The sequence below is a fragment of the Flavobacterium panici genome (genome assembly GCF_903819335.1).
GTDB lineage: Bacteria > Bacteroidota > Bacteroidia > Flavobacteriales > Flavobacteriaceae > Flavobacterium > Flavobacterium panici.
In genome coordinates this window covers 32,079-56,201 of the sequence record NZ_CAIJDE010000041.1, presented here as the reverse complement: position 1 = coordinate 56,201, position 24,123 = coordinate 32,079, and the positions used below count along the sequence as shown (strand labels likewise).

Annotated in this window: 16 protein-coding genes; 14 read left to right on the top strand and 2 right to left on the bottom strand. The window is 34.1% G+C overall.

The features are described 5' to 3' along the window. Positions 1 to 143: 143 nt before the first annotated feature. Entirely contained in the window at positions 144 to 872 is a 729-nt protein-coding gene (locus tag FLAPXU55_RS11170; RefSeq protein WP_180857716.1) for a biotin--[acetyl-CoA-carboxylase] ligase, read from the bottom strand. A 92-nt stretch (positions 873 to 964) separates the two neighbouring features. Between FLAPXU55_RS11170 and rsfS the strand changes: the two genes are divergently transcribed. The 14 genes from rsfS to FLAPXU55_RS11100 all read left to right on the top strand — a co-directional run bounded on the left by rsfS (position 965) and on the right by FLAPXU55_RS11100 (position 21,932). Further along, complete coding sequence (gene rsfS, locus FLAPXU55_RS11165) at positions 965 to 1,336, top strand: ribosome silencing factor (protein WP_012024667.1); 372 nt, start codon at positions 965 to 967, stop codon at positions 1,334 to 1,336. Positions 1,337 to 1,353: 17 nt separating this feature from the next. After that, positions 1,354 to 3,279, top strand: coding sequence for an ATP-dependent zinc metalloprotease FtsH (ftsH, locus tag FLAPXU55_RS11160; RefSeq protein WP_053473540.1), 1,926 nt, complete (start codon positions 1,354 to 1,356; stop codon positions 3,277 to 3,279). Positions 3,280 to 3,395: 116 nt separating this feature from the next. Continuing rightward, complete coding sequence (locus tag FLAPXU55_RS11155; protein WP_053473541.1) at positions 3,396 to 4,001, top strand: lactate utilization protein B/C; 606 nt, start codon at positions 3,396 to 3,398, stop codon at positions 3,999 to 4,001. A gap of 1 nt (position 4,002) precedes the next feature. After that, positions 4,003 to 4,893: a phosphatidate cytidylyltransferase gene (locus FLAPXU55_RS11150; protein ID WP_180857715.1), complete on the top strand. Its 891-nt coding sequence runs from the start codon at positions 4,003 to 4,005 to the stop codon at positions 4,891 to 4,893. After that, positions 4,883 to 5,536 carry a phosphatidylserine decarboxylase family protein gene (locus tag FLAPXU55_RS11145; protein WP_053473543.1) on the top strand — a complete coding sequence of 218 codons (654 nt, stop codon included), beginning with the start codon at positions 4,883 to 4,885 and terminating at the stop codon, positions 5,534 to 5,536. Before FLAPXU55_RS11150 ends, FLAPXU55_RS11145 begins: the two co-directional genes overlap by 11 nt. After that, on the top strand, positions 5,537 to 5,806 hold the full coding sequence (locus tag FLAPXU55_RS11140) for an acyl-CoA-binding protein (protein ID WP_053473544.1): 270 nt from the start codon (positions 5,537 to 5,539) through the stop codon (positions 5,804 to 5,806). A 9-nt stretch (positions 5,807 to 5,815) separates the two neighbouring features. After that, positions 5,816 to 6,598, top strand: coding sequence for a superoxide dismutase (locus tag FLAPXU55_RS11135; RefSeq protein ID WP_053473545.1), 783 nt, complete (start codon positions 5,816 to 5,818; stop codon positions 6,596 to 6,598). Between the two features lie 260 nt (positions 6,599 to 6,858). After that, entirely contained in the window at positions 6,859 to 11,040 is a 4,182-nt protein-coding gene (locus tag FLAPXU55_RS11130; protein WP_180857714.1) for a two-component regulator propeller domain-containing protein, read from the top strand. 206 nt (positions 11,041 to 11,246) lie between these two features. After that, positions 11,247 to 14,327, top strand: coding sequence for a SusC/RagA family TonB-linked outer membrane protein (locus FLAPXU55_RS11125; protein ID WP_180857713.1), 3,081 nt, complete (start codon positions 11,247 to 11,249; stop codon positions 14,325 to 14,327). A gap of 10 nt (positions 14,328 to 14,337) precedes the next feature. Beyond that, entirely contained in the window at positions 14,338 to 15,885 is a 1,548-nt protein-coding gene (locus FLAPXU55_RS11120) for a RagB/SusD family nutrient uptake outer membrane protein (RefSeq protein ID WP_180857712.1), read from the top strand. 177 nt (positions 15,886 to 16,062) lie between these two features. Then, positions 16,063 to 17,121 carry a glycoside hydrolase family 130 protein gene (locus FLAPXU55_RS11115; protein WP_180857711.1) on the top strand — a complete coding sequence of 353 codons (1,059 nt, stop codon included), beginning with the start codon at positions 16,063 to 16,065 and terminating at the stop codon, positions 17,119 to 17,121. Further along, the gene (locus FLAPXU55_RS11110; protein ID WP_180857710.1) at positions 17,121 to 18,407 is read left to right on the top strand and encodes an MFS transporter; all 1,287 of its coding nucleotides are present in this window, start codon (positions 17,121 to 17,123) and stop codon (positions 18,405 to 18,407) included. Before FLAPXU55_RS11115 ends, FLAPXU55_RS11110 begins: the two co-directional genes overlap by 1 nt. Positions 18,408 to 18,422: 15 nt before the next feature. Continuing rightward, complete coding sequence (locus FLAPXU55_RS11105; RefSeq protein WP_219637254.1) at positions 18,423 to 20,144, top strand: glycoside hydrolase family protein; 1,722 nt, start codon at positions 18,423 to 18,425, stop codon at positions 20,142 to 20,144. 165 nt (positions 20,145 to 20,309) lie between these two features. Continuing rightward, positions 20,310 to 21,932, top strand: coding sequence for an alpha-glucosidase (locus FLAPXU55_RS11100; RefSeq protein WP_180857709.1), 1,623 nt, complete (start codon positions 20,310 to 20,312; stop codon positions 21,930 to 21,932). Positions 21,933 to 22,045: 113 nt separating this feature from the next. Here FLAPXU55_RS11100 and FLAPXU55_RS11095 read toward each other — a convergent pair whose 3' ends face one another. Then, entirely contained in the window at positions 22,046 to 23,917 is a 1,872-nt protein-coding gene (locus FLAPXU55_RS11095) for an alpha-amylase family glycosyl hydrolase (protein ID WP_180857708.1), read from the bottom strand. Positions 23,918 to 24,123: the final 206 nt, after the last annotated feature.

Here is a 24,123-nt window from a genome sequence, read left to right as displayed (position 1 = left end):
AGAAACAAAATAATCCATCGAGTTTTTGCAGTAATAAAAAACCAAACCTTTTATGAAAAAGATTTGGTTTTATCATAGAAATCGAAATGACAAACAGTACGAAAAAAAAACTTAGAATCTTATTATCTAAGTATCTTAGCAACTTAGTAAAGCATCTGAATCTCCTTTATCTCAAATTCAGAAACAGAATCATCTTCCAATAAAACCTGCAATTTTCCAATAGGAGAAACGCCTTGGATAATTCCCATAAAATTTTTATCCTGAAGATTTTTAAAAGGCATTGGAACTCCTTTTTTGAACAGCGAATTAAAATAATCTATCCAAAAAAGAGATGATGAGGTAATCCATAATTCGATTTTCTCTTGTATTTTTTCAGTAATTAAAATTGCCAGATTCTCTTTGTCAAAAGTTTTTCCAGAGATGACTGCCAGAGAAGAACCACGAGGCAGATCTTTATAATTGGTTTGATTGACATTTATTCCGATTCCGACAACTGACACGATCCTGCCATCGCTTTTTAGAGTATTTTCTATCAAAATGCCACCAATTTTTTTATTGTATGACATTATGTCGTTTGGCCATTTTATGCATAAATCAGGAATATTTAACGATTTCAACGCATCTAAAACAGCTAAGGAAACTACAATACTCAAATTGAAAACCTGCTCATTATCAAACAGGAAATCTTTCACCAAGACGCTCATAATTAAGTTTTTACCCGTCTCAGAGCTCCACTTTGCCCCCATTTGCCCCTTGCCTTTTGTCTGATTTTCAGCCGTTACCACCGTAAAATTCTCCAGTTCATCCTGACTTGACAATGATTTTAAGAAATCATTTGTGGAATCTATGGCATCGAGTTTGATTAGTTTCATTAAATAATTTAAATATCTTAATTTAATATTTTGTTAAGGTTCAAAAATAATCACAAAATTTGGTAACTTTACAAATTCATATAAAATAATTCATGGCGAAAAAGACTATTAATAATGATGTTCTATTGGCGAACATAATCAAAGGGATTGAGGAAGTAAAAGGAAATGATATCGACATTCTTGACTTAAGAGATATAGACACAGCAGTTTGTGACTATTTTGTCATTTGTAACGGTAGCTCAAATACCCAAGTTAACGCCATTGTAAACTCAATTCAAAAAACAGTTTCAAAAGACTTAAAAGACAAACCCTGGCACGTAGAAGGAACCGATAATGCAGAATGGGTTCTTATGGATTATGTGCATATCGTGGTACATGTTTTCCAAAAACACATTCGTGAATACTATAATATCGAAAGCCTTTGGGGTGACGCCAAAATAACTACAATCGAAAACAAATACTAAAAGAAAAATTTTTCTAAATGGCTAAAGATAATAATCCAAATCCGAGTAAATTTAAAATAAGTCCCTGGTTAATATATACCGCAATACTTCTAGTTTTTTTATTTATAAGTTTTGCAACCGGTGGATCTAATTTAAGCGAACCTGCACAATTGACTTCTTCTAAATTCAACACTTTATTAGAAAAAGGTCAAATTGAAAAAGTGATCGTTTACAATAAAGCCGAAGCTGAAGTGTACCTGACTGCTGCTGCTCTTAAAGACCCGGCAAACGAAAAGGTTTCTAAAGATATTTTTAAAAACCCTAATAAAGGGCCGCACTATACTTTAGAGATTGGTAACGACCAAATCTTTCAAACTAAACTTGAAAAAGCAGTTGGCGAAGGCAAACTAAAAGATTTCAATTTCCTTCAAAAAAATAACTGGAGCGATATTTTAATCAGCTTACTTCCTATCATCATCATTATTGGTGTATGGATTTTCATTATGCGTAAAATGTCTGGCGGAGGTGCTGGCGGAGGCGGACAGATTTTCAATATTGGAAAATCAAAAGCTAAACTTTTTGATGAAAAAACAGATATCAAAACTACATTTAAAGATGTTGCTGGTTTAGAAGGTGCTAAAGAAGAAATACAAGAAATTGTAGAGTTCCTTAAAAACCCTGAAAAATATACCAATCTTGGAGGTAAAATTCCTAAAGGAGCTTTACTTGTAGGGCCTCCTGGAACTGGTAAAACATTATTAGCAAAAGCTGTTGCGGGTGAAGCACAGGTTCCGTTTTTCTCATTATCAGGTTCTGATTTTGTTGAAATGTTTGTGGGAGTTGGTGCATCTCGTGTACGTGATTTGTTTAAACAGGCAAAAGAAAAATCTCCGGCAATTATCTTTATCGATGAGATTGATGCTGTAGGTAGAGCCCGTGGAAAAAGCAATATGTCTGGCGGAAACGACGAAAGAGAAAACACTTTAAACCAGTTATTGACAGAAATGGACGGTTTTGGTACTAACTCTAATGTAATTGTTTTAGCTGCAACAAACAGAGCCGACGTTCTTGATAAAGCTTTAATGCGTGCAGGACGTTTTGACAGACAAATTTTTGTTGACTTACCGGACATTCGCGAAAGAGCTGAAATTTTCAAAGTTCACTTAGCTCCTATCAAAAAAGTTGAAGGATTAGATCTTGATTTCTTAGCAAAACAAACTCCGGGATTCTCTGGTGCTGATATTGCAAACGTTTGTAACGAAGCTGCTTTAATTGCTGCCCGTAACAACAAACCTGCAGTTGACAGACAAGATTTCCTTGATGCTGTTGACAGAATTATTGGAGGTCTTGAAAAGAAAAATAAAATTATTACTCCAGAAGAGAAAAGAGCAATCGCAATTCACGAAGCTGGTCACGCAACGGTAAGCTGGATGCTGGAACATGCTGCTCCGCTTATTAAAGTAACTATTGTACCCCGTGGACAAAGTTTAGGTGCTGCATGGTACTTACCAGAAGAAAGACAAATCGTAAGAACTGATCAAATGCTTGACGAAATGTGTGCTACTATGGGAGGAAGAGCTGCTGAAAAGGTAACTTTTGACAGAATTTCGACTGGTGCATTAAGCGATTTAGAAAAAGTTACACGTCAGGCTCGTGCAATGGTAACGATTTATGGTTTAAACGATAAAATTGGAAATGTCACTTACTACGATTCATCTGGACAAAGTGAATACAACTTTTCAAAACCATATTCTGATGAAACAGCAAAAGTTATTGACAAAGAAATTTCAGAATTAATTGAAGGTCAATACCAAAGAGCTATTCAAATTTTACAAGAAAACAAAGACAAGCTAAATCAGCTTGCTGATATATTAATTGAAAAAGAAGTTATTTTTAAAGATGACTTAGAAGCAATTTTCGGAAAACGTACTTTTGACAAAAATTTAGAAGAAGTCGTTTCGTAAATTATTCATTAAATACACAATATTTTTTAAAATCTAAATTCAAAATACCCTTTTGAATTAAGATTTTTTTATCTTTGAACGTTTTCAATTAACATGTAAAGTATTTCATATAAAAAATGAATTTTTTCAAAAAAATATTTGGTTCCAGCGAATCTGCTTCTGACGAAGAACACGAAAGTGAGTACGCAGGAACTCCTGCTCCAAATAGTCATTTGTCTTTAGACGAACAATTCATCTTTAACTTTAAGAAAAATGGCGGTAAATTTTTGTATTGTGAAAACAATCAGGAAGCTGCAGAACAATTCGAAAATATTTTAGAAGAAAATGACTGGTTTGAAAGTGAAGTATTATGTTACGAACCGGCTCTTTTTCATTTATTGGACGAAAACAAATTATTTTATATTGCTCCATCTAAACCAAAATTTTTATTAGCAAGCTGCGAAAACCTGATTGCAGATGAAGGTTCTATTCTTTTCTCTTCAAAACAGATTAGACAAAATAAACCGAACGAATTACCCGCAAATATTGTAATTCTTGCAACAACTAGTCAGATTCTCCCAATGAAAAGTGATGGTTTAAGTGCCATTAAACGTAAATATGATCGAGATATCCCGACAAATATCACCACTATAAAATATTTCGAAAAAGCAAAAGAAGAAGATTTTACCCAATACGGAAGTGTTGCCAAAAATCTTTATTTATTGCTCTTAGAAGATCTTTAAGATGAACGAAACGCTTAAAAGAACCATTTCTGGTGCTGTTTATATTGCTCTGTTGTTAACTTCAATCTTGTTTTCTACCGAAAGCTTTATCATTCTCTTTGGAATTTTCCTAATTATTACCATTTATGAATTTTCAAATATTGTAAATCTTAACAAAGTCTTTTCGATTTTATTTGGGACATTACTTTATACCATAGTAATACTAATTAGTCATTACAATAAACAAACTTCAGCTTATTTAAATAATATTTTTAAATCAAACCTTGATTTAGAAACCAATATTCAGCAGTTAGATATTGTACTTTTAGCCATTACACTGGTTGTATCTATTAAGTGTATTATCTTTTTATTTTACGACTCTGTTCAAAAAATAAGCACCTCCTCAAAATATCTATATCTTTTAGGATACATTGCATTACCATTTCTTTTTATCGTAAAAATTTCCTTTGGAACAAATGATTACAATCCAAAAATCATCATAGGTCTGTTTGTATTAATCTGGACAAATGACACTTTTGCTTATCTGGTTGGAAAATCAATGGGAAAACATAAGTTATTTGAGCGTGTTTCGCCTAAAAAAACAATTGAAGGATTTCTGGGCGGAATGGTTTTTGCGGCTTTTGCAGGGTTCTTGATTTCAAAATTATACATACAGCCTAATCCGGCTTTTAGCGGTAAATCTATCCTCATATGGACAATTATTGCTTTAATTGTGAGTGTTTTTGGAACGATCGGTGATTTGATCGAGTCAAAATTTAAACGAATTGCCTGCATTAAAGACAGCGGTTCGATTATGCCCGGACACGGAGGCATCTTAGATCGACTAGATAGTGTTATATTTGTAGCACCAATTATATTTTTATTTTATCAAATTTTATATTATGTTTCATAAAGAAGGAGCCCCATCTATTTTATTAGGAACAGTTTTCACTGTTGCCGTACTTGTAATTGCTGATAGATTTATTGATATCAATTGGCTGAGAATGCTAGTTCAGATAGCAGCATTATTGATTTTGATCATTATTTTACAATTTTTTAGAAATCCTAAAAGAATTGCTGTAAGAAACAGCGATCATATCCTTGCTCCTGTTGATGGAAAAGTTGTGGTTATTGAAGAAGTTTACGAAGGTGAATACTTTAAAGATAAACGCTTACAGGTTTCTATTTTTATGTCACCTATCAATGTTCACGTTACTCGTTATGCGATGGACGGAATTATAAAATTTAGCAAATACCACCCTGGAAAATTTTTGGTTGCATGGCACCCAAAAGCCAGTGAGGAAAACGAAAGAACAACTGTAGTAATCGAAAATGACACTTTTGGTGCCATTCTTTACAGACAAATTGCCGGTGCTTTGGCACGTAGAATTGTAAACTACGCTCAGGAAGGAATGCAGGTTATTCAGGGAACTGATGCCGGATTTATTAAATTTGGATCGAGAGTAGATTTATTTTTACCTTTAGGTACACCAATTAACGTGGTTTTAGACCAAAAAGCAATTGGAGGAAAAACTATTATTGCTACAAAAGCGTAAATGGCAGAAAAAGATTTAGATACACGCTTTAACGAGGCTGTTGAAACTGCATTGAAAATGACTCAGGCCTCACTGCCGCAAGATGTGCAGCTAAGACTTTATGCGTTTTACAAACAGGCTACTTTTGGAACTGCGGTTTACAATCAGTCTGAGAATTTTGATTTACGAAATGCTTTTAAAACGAATGCCTGGATGCAGATTAGTCATTTATCGATTGATGAAGCTAAGGAGTGTTACATCGAAATCATTAATTCACTAACATCAAAATAAATTAATATTATGAAGAATAACATTGTTCGTTTCAGCATTTTAGCTTCATTTTTTCTATTATTTTCTTGTAATGATAACAATAAGCTAACTGAAGTTGTAGAAGTTCCGCTGCCTACTAAAGAAGAAAAAATAACAATTGGCTCTCCAAATGATGTAAAAGCAGATCCCGGTTCGTTTGAACTTACAAAACTGTCTTTTGCTTACGACGGATTAAGCCCTGCGTTACGTTCCTTAACTTTAGAAACGCATTATTCTAAGCACTATTTATCGTATACAAATAATTTTAATAAAGAGATTGTATCTACTGAATTTGAAAATATGCCAATTGAGGATATTTTAAAAAAGATGGATCTTAATAACGCTAAGCTTCGTCAAAACGCGGGCGGATATTACAATCATACGCTTTATTTTAATGTTTTGACTCCAAAGCAGCAGACTCCAAAAGATACACTTGCGAGTTCAATTGATAAAGAATTTGGATCTTTTAATAATCTTACCAATCAGTTTAAAGGTCAGGCTGAAAAGCAATTTGGTTCTGGCTGGGTTTGGCTGGTTGTAGACCGATATGGAAAGTTACAAATTACAACTACAGAAGATCAGGATAATCCGTTAATGAAAAATGCATTGATTCCCGGAACGCCAATTTTAGGCATTGATTTATGGGAACATGCATATTATCTGGATTATCAAAACCGAAAAGGAAGTTATATTGATGCTTTTTACGAACACATAAACTGGGAAAAAGTAAACGAGTATTATGTTGAAGCCCTCAAAAAGGTCAAGAAAGTATAAAAAAAGTAAAGCTGGTACTAAAAAAAGTATCAGCTTTTTTTTATTCCCTTATTTTAAAACTCAGTCTTCTTATTAATGAAAGATAAAAAAATATGACTAAAATCATAGCGTATCATTGTATATTCCTATATCTTTAAGCATCGTGAAATACTTTTTTAAATCAAGAATCATTTCACAAAGATCTATATAGCTATTTCGAGCAAACCAATATGCTAGGAAAAAATAGCTATTCTGAATGAAACTATTAAAAAAAAAGTACAGTGAAGATTAAAGCTATTCTCTTATATTTTGTCTTAATGATTTTCTTTTCATGTGACAATAAAGAGAAAAACATTTCTATAAATAATACTCAAAAGAGTCCGTTTTTAAAAACCACTCCATTACATATCCACAATCAAAACTCTAAAACAATTGACGTAGAGTATTCATCTGAGCAGTTGGATAATAACAAAGGACTCTCAAATAGTTCTATTAATACTATTTTTCAGGATTCTGACAATTTACTCTGGATAGGAACCTGGGACGGTTTAAACCGTTATGACGGCAGTAACTTTAAAATTTACAGACCGGAAGCAAATAATGAGAACAGTCTGAGTAATCAGGTTATTTTAAAAATAGAAGAAGACAACAATGGCAACATCTGGATTGTTACCATACACGGTATAAATCGATTTGATAAAAAAACGGGTACTTTTCAACGCTATTATTTTTCGAGAAAAGATATCTCGCCGTTATCTGAATCTGAATTTAACATGGCACTGGACTCTTCTAAGAGAGTATTTTGTGCTGCGAAAAATTGGGGAATTGGTTATTTTGAAAATGATAATTTTCAATTATTAAATTCAAAAAATCTCCCTAAAAAGGCAGTAAAAAAAATGCAGTTTACACAAAAAGGTGAATTGCTGGTTTTGTTTGAAAATAATGATCTCTACAAATTATCCATTGAAACCGATAAAAATGGCAAAAAAGGGATTTCAGGAATAAAACTAATTTCGAAAGACATTCAGTCATTTGATGAAATTTCGAAACAAAAAATTGTTACAGTATCACTAAACGGAAACAGCAATTTATATTCTTTAAACAATGAAATTACTCCCTTCCATAAAAATCATATTGAAAAAATTATAGGAAAAATTACTGAAGGCCTTATCGTTCTGGACAAATCAGGATATGCTGTTTTAGACCAAAATGGTGTTGAGGTAAAAAAAGATTGGCTTAAACATTTAAAAAACAAAACGACCGTTCTCATTCAGGGAAACGAAAACATGTTTTGGGCAGGAACAGATGGCGACGGAATTTTTAAAATAAGTCCGCTTAAAAAACCTTTTAATCTCGTTTCTAAAACAGAGGTTCCAGAACTGGATGGTGCTATTGTGAGGGCATTTTTAGAATTAGAAGATCATTCTTTTCTTATTGGTACAAAAGGAAAAGGTTTGTTTAAATTCTCTCCAAATTTTTATTCAAATCCTGAAAAACCATTAGATTATAAAAATTACAACGAGAGCAACAGCGCCATAAACAATTCGGTATTTTGTTTACACAAAGGACAAGATGATCTAATTTTTATTGGTACAGATGGCGATGGTATTACCGTTTATGATTCAAAAAAATCAAAATTATTTACCTGGAAAGAAATTATAGGCAGCGACGCCTGTTCGTACTTTAAATCTGTTTATTCTATTTATCAGGATGAAAATGGTTTTATATGGGTTGGAACAAACGGATATGGTATGTTTCGATTTAAAATTGAGCATTTAGGAAATAATCTAAAAGTTTCTGATTTTAAAAACTATGCGGCCAATAATAATCAAAGTAATGCATTGAGCAGTAATATTGTCTTTTCGATAATTCCAAAAAACAAAAATCAACTCTGGATTGGTACTCGTTTAGGTGGATTAAATTTATTCGATATCAAATCAGAACGTTTTTATGCTTACAGAAACCATAAAAATGATCCTGAAAGTTTATCCAACAATGATATTTTATGTTTGGTTACCGATGCTAAAAACAGGCTTTGGATTGGAACCAGTCTCGGCTTAAACTTATTAGAAACAAAAAATGGAAAACCTGTATTTAAAAGTTTTACGGTAAAAGACGGTTTGCCTAATAATACCATCCACGGAATTGTTTGTGATAAAAAAAACAATCTCTGGTTAAGCACCAATTTCGGTCTTTCTAATTTTAATGTCAAAGAATTAAACTTTACGAATTATACTAAAAACGAAGGGCTTCAAAACAATGAATTTGCTGACGGCGCTTTTTATCAAAATCTAAAATCAGATTTTATATTTATGGGCGGTATAAAAGGATTTAATTATTTTTTACCTCAAAATATAAAAGAGTCAAACATAATTCCAGATCTTTTTATTGATAAAATAAGTGGACAGAATCAGCCGCTGCCCTATTATCAAGGATTGGTTATCGCTCCAAATTCTACTTCTCATCCTTCTATTGTTTTAAATCATAATCAAAACTTTTTTGATATTGAACTGACTGCCCTGACTTTTATCAATACTGAAAAATGTCAATATGCTTACCAATTAAAGAATTTTGACAAAGACTGGAATGTTATTGATAATCGAAGAATTATTTCTTTTACAAACGTTCCTAAAGGAAACTATTCTTTATGGATAAAATGGTCAAACAGTGATGGTGTCTGGACTAAACCGGTTCAGGCTGTTGATATACGTGTTAAACCGGTATACTGGCAGTCCAACATTGCCTTTTTAATTTATGCCCTGCTCCTATTGGCTTTTGCGTTTTTTATTCAGAGCTATTACAAAAAACGTCAATCCCTAAACCAAAACATCTTATTTAGGAAAAGGGAAATGGAAATACATGAAAACAGGCTAACTTTTTTTACAGAAATAGCCCATGAATTTCAAACACCGCTTACTTTAATTGTTGGCCCAATTCAAAAGCTTTCTGAAGTAACCAACCTCAGCGAGAGAAATACGAAATTCATACACATGATTCAGCGAAATTCTTCGCGTTTATTGTTCCTGACGCAGCAATTGCTTGAATTTAGAAAAGCTGAATTTGACCATATCGAAGTAAATGTGAAAAATTTTGATCTGGTAAATTTAATCGAACAAATTGCCGAATTGTTTGACGAATGGGCAATCGAAAAAAACATTAGTTATTCGCTTGATATTCCGCCAGTTTTATTAGGATGGTTTGACAAAGATAAAATAGAAAAAATAGTATTTAATCTAATGTCGAATGCTTTTAAATATACGCCTGAAAACGGAAAAATAACCCTGAAGTTCAGCATTCAGGATATTGGCGCAGAAAAATTAAATATCACCATAACCAATACAGGAAAAGGAATTTCGAAAGAAGAATCAGATTCGTTATTTGATCAGTTTTTCTTAGCTAAATTAAATACAGATGCAGATAATACCATGTTTAGAACAGGTATTGGTCTGGCATATGTAAAAAAATTAATTACGGCATTAAGAGGCGAAATTTCGGTTTCAAGTCAGGAGAATGTCGAAACAACATTTACTGTTTTACTGCCTTGCAATAAAGCTTCTTTTGATGAAAAAGAACTGGACAGTACTGCAAGCGCCATTTTAATTTCGAATCATTTAAAAAATATTCTCGAAGAAACTCCGGCCAAAGAGGAAGAAACTCCGGATAAAATTTCATCATTAAGTCATATTACAGATGATCGAAAATCAATATTGATTGTTGAAGATGAAAAAGAAATTCATTTGCTTCTGAATGATTTATTAGATCAAAAGTATAAGCTTATTACAGCATATAACGGTTTAGAAGCTTTAAAAATTATTGAAAATGAAATCCCTGATCTTATTATCAGTGATGTCATGATGCCATTTATGGACGGAATTGACTTTTGTAAAATAATCAAAAATGATCTTAAAACCTGTCATATTCCGTTTATCATGTTAACCGCAAAAGATTCTGTGCTGCATCGAATTGAAGGAATTGAAAGTGGCGCCAATTCCTATATCGCAAAACCATTTTATCCGGATCATTTATTGATAAGGGTTCAAAAACTGCTGGAAGAAAAAGAGCTGATCTCAAGACATTTTACACAAGATACTCCTATCGAAAATCTGGCTTCTCTGCCTATAAATAATGATGAAAAAGACTTTATAAAAAAAGTAATAGAACTAATTCGCCGCAATATTGACAATGAAAATCTTCAAAGTTTATTTATCGAAAAAGAACTAGGTATCAGCAATTCACAATTGTATAGAAAAATCAAACAAATATTTGGTTTTACACCAGGCGATTTGATTCGAACCATCCGATTAAAATATGCTGCAGAATTATTGCGAAAGAATATTTTAACCGTATCTGAAGTTTGCTATAGTTCCGGCTTTAATAATCGCTCTTATTTTTACCGCGAGTTTAAAAAACTATATAATACTACGCCCAAAAATTACCAGCTCAAATACAAAAACAAGAGCTAAAAAAAGCACAAAATACTAAATATCAATACAATAAACACCAGTGTACACTTTTGAAGAAATAGTGTACACCGTTTCTTGTACACACCTGCTAATTTTATAAACGATAATTATTTCAATCGTTATCGTAAAACTTTACAAACATCTCTAACCTTTTTAACCATGAAAAAAAACAATCAAAACACTAACCCAACTAACACTTCCTTATCATGATGAAAAAATATATTTATAAGTTATTCCTGTTTGGAATAATGATGGTGGGAAGCATTATGAATGCTCAAACCGTAAAAGGTGTAGTTTCTGATGTTGATGGGCCAATGCCGCAGGCAAATATCAATGTAAAAGGAACCTCAACCTATGCCATAACCGATTTTGATGGTAATTATATCATTAATGCAGGTTCAGACGCTGTCCTTATTTTTAGCTATGTAGGATATCAAACTCAGGAAATAGCAGTATCTGGCAGAAAAGAAATAAATGTTACGCTGGCAGCAGATTCAAATGCTTTGAATGAAGTTGTTATTGTAGGATATACAAGTGAAAAAAAATCGTCCATAACAGGTGCCGTTGCAACTGTAGATATGAGCGAATTAGCTAAAACAAAAGTATCTGATGTTGGACAAGCGTTACAAGGCCAAGTTGCCGGAGTTTCGGTTTCGGCTAATACGGGTGCTCCCGGCGACGGACTTAAAATACGTATTAGAGGTGAAGGCACATTGGGCAACAACGAAGTACTTTATGTTGTAGATGGTGTTGCGACCCGTGATATTTCGTTCCTGAACATGTCTGATGTAAAATCGATGACCGTATTAAAAGATGCTGCTGCAACGGCTATATACGGATCAAGATCTTCGGGCGGGGTTGTTATTCTTACTACCAAAAGCGGTGCAAAAGGAAAAGCAAATATTGACGTAGATTATTTTGGCGGAACAAGTTATGCTACTAACCTTCCAAAAATGCTAAACGCAGACCAGTATTTGACTGTAATGGATCAGGCCTGGCACAATTCTAACAATAATCCTGCTAATGCCATAAGTCCTTATCAAACCGATAGAACTAACGGACAGGTTAACGGAATTTCGTTATCAAACACAAACTGGTTAAACGAATTATTTGGTGCAGGAAGAACAGACAATTTCCAAATTTCAGCCAGCGGAGGTACTGATAAAACACAATATTTAATTTCAGGAGGTTATTTTGGACAAAATGGTATTGTCGTGGGCGATAAAGATACTTACAGACGTATCAATTTTAGAGCAAATATCAATACCGAAATTACAGAACGTCTTAAAGTGGGTACTAACTTTCAAATTACCAGCAGCAGGCAGGATAAAATGTCTTCCAGCGGAGATGCTCCGGGAGTTATCAGACATGCGTTATTACGTCCTTCTGTTTTAGGAGTTTATAAAGATGTAAACGATCCAACGTATAAAGCAAATGATCCTTATACTGATTTGCCTTTTTACTTAAACAATAATCCTAATGGCGGATGGAGCCGTAATTATGAGCTGACATCTAACCCTATTGCGATCGTTAATTTTACAGATGATGTACGGTCTGCTTTTAAAACCTTTGGAAATGTTTATGCAGAATATGCTTTTCTGGCTGATAAATCATTAAAATTCAGAAGTAATTTTGGTGCTGAAATCACTTTCGATCACAATAAAGCTTTTGGAGAAAATTTTGGAGATGATAATGACAACGACCCAAATGAATTATATCCGGGACAAGGCAGACAAAACCGACCTTCAAACTTAAACGAAAACAGAGGTGAAGCCACAACTTTTACCTTTACCAATACTTTAAACTATACTAAAACTCTTGCAGAGAAACACAGTATCAATGCTTTATTAGGTGAAGAAACAGTTAGTTACGACCAATCTGCAGTTGGTGGAAGCAGAACGAATTATAACAATACGACAGATCCTTTCCGTTATTTGGATTACGGAAGCGATGTTAACAAAAACAGTTCAGGATCAGCACAAAGCTGGAATCTTATTTCCTTTTTTGCTTCTGCAAATTATGCATACGATAATAAATATTTAGTTTCTGGTACAATAAGAGCCGATGGTTCTTCGCGTTTTGGACCTAATAATAAATGGGGTTATTTCCCTTCGGTTTCTGGAGGCTGGGTTATGTCGAGAGAAAAATTCATGGAAAACGCAAAATGGGTTTCTAACCTAAAATGGAGAGCGAGCTGGGGACAATCAGGAAATCAGGAAATCCCTAATAATGCCTATGAAACTCTTGTTACTGAAACTGGCGGAATCATAAATGTGGTTCGTTACGGTAATCCTGACTTAAAATGGGAAACGACTACGCAAACTAACTTTGGTCTTGATTTAGGTGTTTTAGAAAATAAACTGACTTTCTCTGTCGATTATTTTGATAAAAGAACCGATGATATTTTACTAGCCGTAGGACTTCCGTCTGCAACAGTTGGTCAAATCAATAAAACCTACGTTAATGCTGGTGTTGTAACTAATAAAGGTTTTGAGTTTGGAGCTAATTTTCAAAACAATGACCATGAATTTAAATACGGCATCAACGGAAATATTGCTACACTAAAAAATAATGTAGAACAGCTACAGCAATATGTTTCTGAAATTAATGATGACAAAACGCACACCAAAACCGTAGTTGGACAGCCAATTAGTTCGTATTACGGATTGAAGTTTGACGGAATTTATCAGAATCAGGCAGAAATAGATGCTGCTTTATATTCTAATTCAAACGGTGCAAAACCGGGAGATATTAAGTTTAAAGACTTAAACGGAGACGGGCAGATTAATGCGAATGACAGAACGTTTATAGGAAGTTCAATCCCGAAAATAACATACGGATTTTCATTTAATGCTTCATATAAAAGATTTGACATGTCATTTCTTTTCCAAGGAGTTTCAGGTGTGGATCGTTACAATGACTTAAAACAAATTTTAGATTACGACAGCCGTCCTTTTAATTCTACTACTTCTGTATTAAACGCATGGAATGGCGAAGGTACAAGTAACACAATTCCTCGTAATACACTGAATGATAACGGAGGAAGTCAGGTTTCAAGTGTTTTTGTAGAAGATGCTTCTTACCTGCGATTAAAAAATCTTGAAATTGGATATACGTTTAATCCTAAAATAATTGGCGATACGTATTTAAGAATGTATGTATCCGGACAAAACTTATTGACTTTTACGAAATATACTGGTTTAGATCCAGAATCGACTTCTTTTATAGATCAGGGTACTTATCCTCAATCTAGTACAATATTAATAGGTCTAAAATTTAAAATTTAATAATCGAATCATGAAATATAAATATATAACAGTAATCCTTATTGCGCTTGCCTTAACAAGCTGCGAAGATGAACTTACTACTGATCCTATCGGAGCGCAAACTCAGGAACAAGCCAATTCTAAACCAACATTAGCTTCTGTAGAAAGCTCTGTAACTTCTTCTTACGATATGTTATCCAACAGATTAAATCAGCTGGCTGAATGGGATTGGAACGGAGGTCTAGTATTTCAAAATGATATTATTATAGATGATATCGCATCTGATGACATGGAGAAAAAATGGTCTCCAGATGGTGATCAATCCTGGATGGATGAAATCAATAATTTCACTTTTACTTCGACAAACGGTGGTCCAAACGGATTGTGGAAATACGATTATGAAGGTATCAAAAGAACTAATATTGCATTGAATTTTCTATTAAATCCGGAGATTGAATCGCTTACCGGAATTTCTACTCAAAGAAAAAACCAATTACTGGGCGAAGCTTATTTTTTACGTTCGTACTATTATTTTTCATTGGTAACTAATTTTGGCGATGTACCATTAATTCTGGCTCCCATAAAAACATATCAGGAAGCTTTTGATAAAGCCGTAAGAGCACCAAAAGAAACCGTATGGAGCCAAATTAAGACTGATTTAGAAACAGCAAAAGGACTTTTACCAAACTTAAAATATTCGTCAAATACAGAAAAATGGAGAGTTTCAAAAGGAGCGGTTATTGCACTTTTGGCCAAAACCGCGCTATACAATAAAGACTGGGCGGCTGTAAATACTTTAGTATCAGAATTAGAAACAACAGGTTTTTATAGCCTTGATGCGAATTATTTTGATAACTTTAATATGAACAAGGAATATGCAGACAATGAAGTTATTTTCTCTTATAATCATGTTAAACAAGCTGATCCGAGAAAAGGTAACGGAATTTGTGCACCTCTTGGATGGGGATTTTTTGCTCCAAGTACTGATTTTTTAGCTTCGTTTGAGCCTAATGACCCTAGAAAATTATATACCGTAAATGCTCCTGAACAATGGGTTAATAAACTTTTAGGAACTACAGACGGCGGAAACAAAGGCGATGATGATGCTCCAAACAATAAAGTTTTTATTCGTTATGCTGATGTTTTACTTTGGAAAGCAGAAGCACTTAATGAAACAGGTAATTATTCAGGCGCGATTGACATTATAAACCAAATTAGAGCAAGAGCCAGAAATACAGTTACAACTGTTACGGTTAGAGTTCAGGATCCGGCTTTTCCAGCTGACCCAAGTAAAACTATTCCGGTAACTTCAGTTGGTCCTCCTCCACCCGCAGGAACATTGCCAGACAGACCAAATTCTGGAGATAAAGCTCTTATAAAAACTTGGCTGATTGCTGAAAGAAGAGCCGAATTAGGTTTTGAAAATCAAAGAATGCCCGATTTAAAAAGATGGGGAATTGCAAAAGAAGTAATGACGGCTCACGGAAAAGTTTTCTTAGACAAGCATATGTTGTATCCAATTCCGCAAGCAGAAGTAGATGCCTCAGCAGGACTTTTAACGCAAAATCCTGGATATTAAGATAAATCTATTTCCAACTTTTAAATTGCCTCCAGCTTTAGCTGGGGATCAAAAAGGGAATGAGAACTAGGCTTTAGCCAAAACACTTAATTATTTTGGCTAAAGCCGAATTTATTATCAATTCTTCAACCTCCAGCTAAAGCTGGAGGTAATTAAAAACGATAAAAAATAAAAATCATGAAAGATATAGCGAAACGTTTTGCAGACAACCCATTATTATCGCCTGTAGACATTCCTGCAAGCAGAGAAGGATTAGAAATTACATGCTTATTAAATCCGGGCGTATTTCAATATGATAATAAAACCTGGCTGATAGTGCGCGTTGCCGAAAGACCAAAACAAAAGGATACTGTTATTTCGTTTCCCATACTGACTCAAACAGGTGAAATTCACATTATTGAAATAGAAAAAAACGATCCTGAACTTATTGCAACAGATGCACGCGTTATCAATTATAAAGGAGTTGATTATTTAACCACGCTTTCCCATCTTAGATTATTATGCAGTGAAGACGGACATAATTTTTATGAACCGGAAAACTATCCGCATTTGGTTGGCGAAGGTATGCTCGAAACTTTTGGAATAGAAGACTGCCGCGTCGCCCAGATTGAAGGAACATATTACCTAACCTTCACTTCTGTATCAGACAATGGTGTTGGTGTTGGTTTGCGTACTACAACCGATTGGAAAAACTTTACCAAACACGGTATGATTTTACCCGCGCACAATAAAGACTGTGCCATTTTTGAAGAAAAAATAAACGGATTATTTTACGCTTTACACCGCCCAAGCAGCGTAGATATTGGCGGTAATTACATCTGGATTGCTTCTTCTCCTGATGGTATTCACTGGGGAAATCATCACTGCATCATAAAAACAAGAAAAGGAATCTGGGACAGTAAAAGGGTTGGTGCCGGAGCCGCTCCCATAAAAACAGAAAAAGGATGGCTCGAAATTTATCATGGAGCCAATGAAAATCATATGTATTGTTTAGGTGCTTTTTTAATGGATCTTGAAGATCCCACAAAAGTAATTGCAAGAACAATAGATCCTATTATGGTTCCTGCTGAAGAATATGAATTAAGCGGTTTTTTTGGAAACGTAGTATTCACCAACGGCCACATTGTAGAGCCTGACGGAGACACTCTTACCATGTATTACGGTGCATCAGATGAATTTGTATGTGGTGCTCAGTTTTCGATTAAAGAAATCCTTTTACTTTTAAAAAATAGCTAATGTTTAAAAAACTTATATCAGAAATTGATCATTTTAAAAGTCAGACTCATAATTTTCGTATTCTTATTTTCACCAACTTAGTCTATGCATTAGTACTGCCGGTTATCGATATATTTGTCGCCGCTTACATTATGCGAAACTCTAATGATACCTCAAAAGTAGTTATCTATCAATTGGCAATTTATACCGGGATTCCGCTTACATTTTTATTAAATGGATTCTTGCTGAAACATATCAATATCAAAAAATTATATTCAATCGGGATGATGCTCAGCGGCGTTTCGATGATTATAATGATGTCTTTAAAAACACTCGATTTAATCGGGATTGGTGTTGCCGGGATTACCATGGGGCTTTCATTTGGCTTATACTGGTCAAATCGCGATTATCTGGCTTTGTCTATAACAAATGACAACAATCGAAATTATTATTACGGATTAGAAACTTTTATTTATACCATAATTGCCATTGCAATACCTGCAGCAATTGGTTTGTTTATTCAGTCAAAAATAGGTGAAGACGAAAAACACCGAGCTTATGAAATTATTACCGCTGTTGTTTTTTTAATTACTATTATAGCTTCAATGGTTTGTTATAGAGGTAAATTTATAAATCCCATTCAAAAGCAATATATATTTTTCAAATTTCATCCGCTTTGGTACAAATTATTGTCGCTGGCTGCATTTAAAGGTTTGGCACAAGGATTTTTAGTTACTGCTCCTGCCATGCTTATTTTTAAAATATTGGGAGAAGAAGGCGCATTAGGAAAAGCACAATCTATTGGGGCAGTTTTAGCGGCAATTATTATTTATTTCATAGGCCGTTTTTCTAAACCATCAGACAGGATTAAAACATTTTCTGTTGGCTTAATCCTATTTGCTTTAGGTGCTTCTTTAAATGGTTTCTTATTTAACAAAATGGGCGTAATAATCTTTTTATTATTATTACTTATAGCAAAACCTTTGATGGATTTAGCCTACTTCCCTATTCAGTTAAAAGTAATTGACATTGTTTCCAGAATCGAAAAAAGAGGCGAATTCGCTTATATCCTAAACCATGAAGCCGGTTTATACCTTGGAAGACTTTTAGGCGCCGGAACTTTCTTAACCTTGTATTTTGTTGTATCTGAAGATATTGCTTTAAGATATGCCATTGGTATTATCGCACTATTGCAGTTATGCTCCATTTACATCAGCAAAAAAATTATCAAACAAGGTCTTGAACTTTCACCAGATGAAGAAATAGAAGCTAAAGTATTAGAAGAAACAGCCGCAGGACTTCTTTAAATTAAAAAGAACAAAATGAATACATTTATAAAAATAAGCACTTCGTGCCTGTTAGTTTTAAGTTTAACAGCAGCCGCACAAGTAAAACAACAAAACATACCCCGTGTGGCACAAATGCCGGATTTACCACAACCATTAAAAATTATTGACTATAAAAAACTGGCTTTAGATTTTGATAAAACAGTTTATGATTTTAATGCAAAAGGCAAATTTTGGCCAATGGTCTGGATGGATGACAGCAAGAAAAATTACCCGCAGACCGTTGTTGGATTGTATACTGCTGTTGCAGATATACGACAAGGCCCGGATCACAATAAAGGAATGTTTCATGAAGCCCTGGCAACAATGGGCGCGACACTTGGAGCCACATTAGTTGGAATAGACAAAAACAACTCGCAAAACCTAAATTATGTTGCGATGTTGAAAAACTATTTCAACAAAGAAACCAACTGGAATATTATGATGAATAATACCTGCCCCGAAGTTGCTTTACTAGGCGGAGGTTATGGCCGTGATTGGTGGTATGACGTATATCCAAACCTGCTGTTTTATGCCATTTATGATAAATATCCTAATGAACCCGGTTTTACAGAAATAGCCAGAAGTATTGCAGACAAATTTTATGAGGCCGATGTAATTTTAAACGGCAACTACGAATACTCTTACTTTGATTACAACAAAATGAAGCCTATGACAAACCAAATCTGTGCCCAGCCAGATGCTGCGGCAGGACATGCATGGGTTTTATATATGGCTTATAAAAAATTTGGTGATGCCAAATACTTAAAAGGAGCTAAAAGTGCATTAGCAGCTTTAGAATCGCAATCTAAAAATCCAACTTATGAAGTTTTAATGCCTTTTGGAGCTTATTTAGCAGCAAGAATTAATGCCGAAGAAGGTGCAAAATACGATACAAACAAAATGCTGGCCTGGACTTTTGACGGAACACCAATTTGTCGTGAAGGCTGGGGTTCATTAGTTGGAAACTGGAACGGAATTGATATTTCGGGTGTTTTTGGAAGCACAGTAGATCACGGCGGATATGGTTTTTTAATGAATACTTATGACGCTGCCTGGCCACTTATACCAATGGTAAGATACGATCAATCTTATGCCACAGCAATAGGAAAATGGATGCTGAATGCAGCCAACGCTTCTCGTTTTTTCTATCCGCAATATATGCCGGACGAACATGAAACAATACCTGAATTAGCTCAAGTTACGAAAGGTGTTATTGGTTACGAAGGGATCATAAAGCAATCCAGTTATAAAGAATATGAAAACCTAAAAGGTCCTGTAGCACAAGGCGATGGTCCGCTTTGGGTACCCGGAGAAAACCCAAAAGAATCTCAGTTTAGTGTTTATGGCAGCGGTCACGTTGGTATTTTTGGAAGTATTATTGGTGAAACCAATGTTACAGGAATATTACAATTAAATTTATTAGCAACCGATTTTTATAGCGATAAAGCCTATCCTTCTTATCTGTATTATAATCCGTATTCTGTAAGTAAAACAGTAACCTTAAAGACTGCAAAAGGTGTAAAAGTAGATTTGTATAATACTGTTTCGGGAAGTTTTATAGCTAAAAATGTTTCTGCTTCTGCAAAAATAAAAATGGATGCATTAAGTGCCGCTGTAATTGTACAAGTTCCTTCTAATGGAAAAATAAGTTATGAAGGCTCAAAAATGTTAGTTAATGGAATTGTGGTAGATTATAAATCGCAAGGCAAAAAATAAGAACTATTTTCTATCTAGCTTGACACACAATCTTGTCATTCCGAGGAACGAGGAATCGCACAAGAGAATCGACAAAGATTGGCGACATTCTTTACGGAGTTTCTCGTGCGATTCCTCGTTCCTCGGAATGACAAAAATGAGAATAAATTCATCACAATAAATATCATGAAATCTACATTAAATTGTATCACCTTTTTTCTTCTAATATTCTATTCAAACATCAGTACAGCCCAAAAAACAGCTGATAAAAAATGGTGGAAAGAATCCGTTTTTTATCAAATCTATATGCCGAGTTATGCCGATAGCAACGGAGATGGATATGGCGATTTTAAAGGAATGACCCAAAAATTAGATTATCTAAAAGAATTAGGTATAAAAGGCATTTGGTTAACGCCTTTTCTTACTTCACCAAAAGTGGATAACGGTTATGATATTGCCAATTATTATGAAGTAGATCCAACATATGGTACTAAAGCAGATTTTGATATTTTTTTAAATGAAGCTCATAAAAGAGGAATAAAAGTCATCATTGATATGGTTTTAAATCATACTTCTACGGATTGTAAATGGTTTCAGGAATCGAGAAAATCAAAAGACAATCCGTATAGGGATTATTATATCTGGAAAGACGAACCGAATAATTGGGAATCTTTTTTTGGAGGAACAGCTTGGGAAAAAGACATCGCAACCAATCAATATTACTATCATAAGTTTGATAAAAGAATGGCCGACTTGAACTGGTCAAACCCGAAAGTTGTTGCTGAGGTTCAAAAAATACTACGTTTCTGGCTTGATTCTGGTGTAGATGGTTTCAGGTTAGATGTAATAAACTTCCTCACTACTAACGGTATTACAAAAGATAATCCGATGAAAAACGGACAGCAGGAACACCTAAACGATATTGATCAGGAAGGCGTAAAAAACGCGATGAAAATTATAAAATCGACCGTAAATGAATATGATAACCGATTTATTGTGGGAGAAATTGGGAGCGATAAAATCGAGGTTTTAAAACAATATCAATCGCAGGATTTACTGGATGTTGTTTTTAATTTCAATTTTGGAAGTATCAAAGAATTTTCAACTCAGCGTATTTTTGACGAATTACAAAGTATGGAAAAAAACATGAGCAATTATCCCACTTTGTTTTTTGGAAGCCATGATATGCCCAGAATGATCGACAGGCTGGCAGACGGAAATACAGACAGAGCCACTGCACTTGCCGCTTTGATACTTACCGCAAAAGGAGTTCCGTTTATTTACTATGGCGAAGAGATTGGTATGCATAATATTATCGCACAAAACATATCCGAAATGGTAGATATTCAAGGCAAAACCCATTATCAATTGGCAATAGCAAAAGGCAAAAACGACAAAGAATCACTTCTTGAAGCAAACGAACACAATCGCGATAAATCCCGAAGCCCAATGCAATGGAACAGAGAAGCGTTTGCAGGATTTTCAACAGAAAAAAGCTGGATTAAAATCAATCCCGATCATAAAGAAATAAATGTTGATGCTTTAAAACCTCAAAAAAAGTCTATTCTTAACAGCTATAAAAAATTGATCGCTTTACGTAATAAAGAAAAAGTTTTGCAATATGGAATTTATGATAATCTGGAACTTGAGGGAGATAAAATTTCATTTACAAGATCTTTTGAAAATGAAAAAATTACTGTTCTAATTAATTTTGGTATAAAAAAAGAAATAACACTGCCTGCGAATGTCAAAGTATTAATGGGAAGCAAAATTCTAAAACCAAATAGTTTTATTATTTATAAAAATTAGTTTTTATCCTGCAAGGTTTTCAAAACCTTGTAGGTATGATTATTAAATAATTAATACCTACGAGGTTTTGAAAACCTTGCAGGACTCAGAAATATGACAAGTTTAATTGTCGACTATTTCACTTCATAAATAAAAGATTCTGAAGGTTGTATTTTAACTCTTGTCGAGCCTTCGCCATTTTTTACAGTAAAATAGGTTTTACTCTCAGAATATAATTTATTAACAAGCACATAAGAACCATCTTTTAAATTCCATTTTGAAATAATATCTGATGGGATTTTTAATTCGAATTCACTTGTTTTTTCTGAAGAAAAATTAGCAATTATAATCAGTTTTTGATTTTCAGACCAGCGAACAAACGAATAAATCAATTCATCATAACCAACATTATTTTGACGGTTTACTGATTGAATTTCCTGAAAGCTTCCCATTAAAGCCGGACTTTTTATAGCGAAATTCAATAATCGTTTGTAAAAATCTCGTAATTGCTTTTCAGAATCAGACAATTGTCCTCCGTCAAATTTTCCTTCATTCATCCATTTTTGATGATTTGGAACTCCGATATAATCGAAAATAGAAGTTCTGGAACGAGTCCCAAAACCTGCATTTTCATTTCCGGCCTCTCCTACTTCCTGTCCAAAATAAACCATTGTTGGCGACGTACTTAAAGTTGTCGAAACTACCATTAAAGGTTTTCCGCGCTCCGGCGTTCCCGCAAATTCTGGAGAAGCTAAACGTTGTTCATCATGATTATCTAAAAAATGAAGCATATGATGCTCAATATCTGCCATTCCTTTTTGAATATCCGATAATCCATCCGGAGAAGATTTTCCACGAATAACATCTTTCAGTTTATCATACGTTTCTACTTTATCATACAAATAATCCATTTTTCCTAAACGAATATAATTTCTGTATTCATTTGGATTATAAACTTCTGCCAATAAAAAAGCATTCGGATTTTTCATTTTAATTGCAGAGTTCATGTAGCTCCAAAATTCATATGGAACCATTTCTGCCATATCATAACGAAAACCATCAACACCTTTTGCTGTCCAGTATAAAGCTATTGATTTAAATTTTTTCCACGAATCGGGAACGTCTTTATCCTGCCAAAATGCAAAATGTTCGGCATACGATTTTTGATCAAAACCAGCCGGAAGTTCAGGAAAATCTTTTGTACCATCGGGACGAACACCATAATTTACTTTTACTGTTTCGTACCAGTCATTTTGATCCGGTTTTACTTTACGCGAACCATTTCCTGTCCACTTTGCCGGATTTTCATCAAAGACACCATCAACAAGTGCATTTTTTTCTCCGTTTAACGGAATATCTCCATCGGGAATTTCAAAATGCATATTTGGAATATAGTAGAAATTATTGTCACGTTTGTATTCAACATTCACATCATCATCGGCACCAAAATCTCTTACTCCTTCAGGATTATTTTTTCCTTCATATTTACGCGCAATATGATTCGGAACTATATCTATAATTAATTTTAAACCTGCTTTATGTGTACGAGCAATTAAAGCCTCAAATTCCTGTAATCTATTGGCAGGATTTACTGCCAAATCAGGATTTACATTATAATAATCTTTCACGGCATATGGTGAACCTGCACGGCCTTTTACCACTTCAGGATCGTCGTTTGAGATTCCGTAAGCCGTATAATCGCGAACCAAAGCGTGATGCGGAACACCCGTATACCAAATATAAGTTACGCCTAAATCTTTTATTTCGTGAAGCGCTTTATCTGTAAAATCATTAAACTTTCCAACTCCGTTTTCTTCAATAGTTCCCCACGGTTTATTGGTTTTGTTTTTATTTCCGAATAAACGGGTAAAAACCTGGTAAACAACAATTTTATGATCTTTTGAATTTTCCTCTTTTACTTCACTCATTTTTAAATCTTTTGTTTTACAACCCGAAAACAACATTGCCGCGGCCATTCCCGCAGCAATAAATTTACTTTTTATCATAGTTTTTTAAATCTAAACGTATCTGTTTATCGAAATTAGAAATCTAAATCCAATTCCTAAATTTAGTCTATTTTTCATAACTCCGAAGAATGCCATTTCAATTTATCATTTTGCAGTAACGAAATCGTTAACTACAACGTGAGAGTTCACGGTTTTGTTAATAAATTCAGATGAGGTTCAAAGTGACAAAGGATCAAAGTGACAAA

Coding starts and splice junctions, on each gene's coding strand:
- FLAPXU55_RS11145 (WP_053473543.1), top strand. CDS start 4,883: ATGTTTCATAAAGAAGGAGCCCCATCTATTTTATTAGGAACAGTTTTC.
- FLAPXU55_RS11100 (WP_180857709.1), top strand. CDS start 20,310: ATGAAATCTACATTAAATTGTATCACCTTTTTTCTTCTAATATTCTAT.
- FLAPXU55_RS11105 (WP_219637254.1), top strand. CDS start 18,423: ATGAATACATTTATAAAAATAAGCACTTCGTGCCTGTTAGTTTTAAGT.
- FLAPXU55_RS11135 (WP_053473545.1), top strand. CDS start 5,816: ATGAAGAATAACATTGTTCGTTTCAGCATTTTAGCTTCATTTTTTCTA.
- rsfS (WP_012024667.1), top strand. CDS start 965: ATGGCGAAAAAGACTATTAATAATGATGTTCTATTGGCGAACATAATC.
- FLAPXU55_RS11125 (WP_180857713.1), top strand. CDS start 11,247: ATGATGAAAAAATATATTTATAAGTTATTCCTGTTTGGAATAATGATG.
- ftsH (WP_053473540.1), top strand. CDS start 1,354: ATGGCTAAAGATAATAATCCAAATCCGAGTAAATTTAAAATAAGTCCC.
- FLAPXU55_RS11140 (WP_053473544.1), top strand. CDS start 5,537: ATGGCAGAAAAAGATTTAGATACACGCTTTAACGAGGCTGTTGAAACT.
- FLAPXU55_RS11170 (WP_180857716.1), bottom strand. CDS start 872: ATGAAACTAATCAAACTCGATGCCATAGATTCCACAAATGATTTCTTA.
- FLAPXU55_RS11150 (WP_180857715.1), top strand. CDS start 4,003: ATGAACGAAACGCTTAAAAGAACCATTTCTGGTGCTGTTTATATTGCT.
- FLAPXU55_RS11095 (WP_180857708.1), bottom strand. CDS start 23,917: ATGATAAAAAGTAAATTTATTGCTGCGGGAATGGCCGCGGCAATGTTG.
- FLAPXU55_RS11120 (WP_180857712.1), top strand. CDS start 14,338: ATGAAATATAAATATATAACAGTAATCCTTATTGCGCTTGCCTTAACA.
- FLAPXU55_RS11115 (WP_180857711.1), top strand. CDS start 16,063: ATGAAAGATATAGCGAAACGTTTTGCAGACAACCCATTATTATCGCCT.
- FLAPXU55_RS11110 (WP_180857710.1), top strand. CDS start 17,121: ATGTTTAAAAAACTTATATCAGAAATTGATCATTTTAAAAGTCAGACT.
- FLAPXU55_RS11155 (WP_053473541.1), top strand. CDS start 3,396: ATGAATTTTTTCAAAAAAATATTTGGTTCCAGCGAATCTGCTTCTGAC.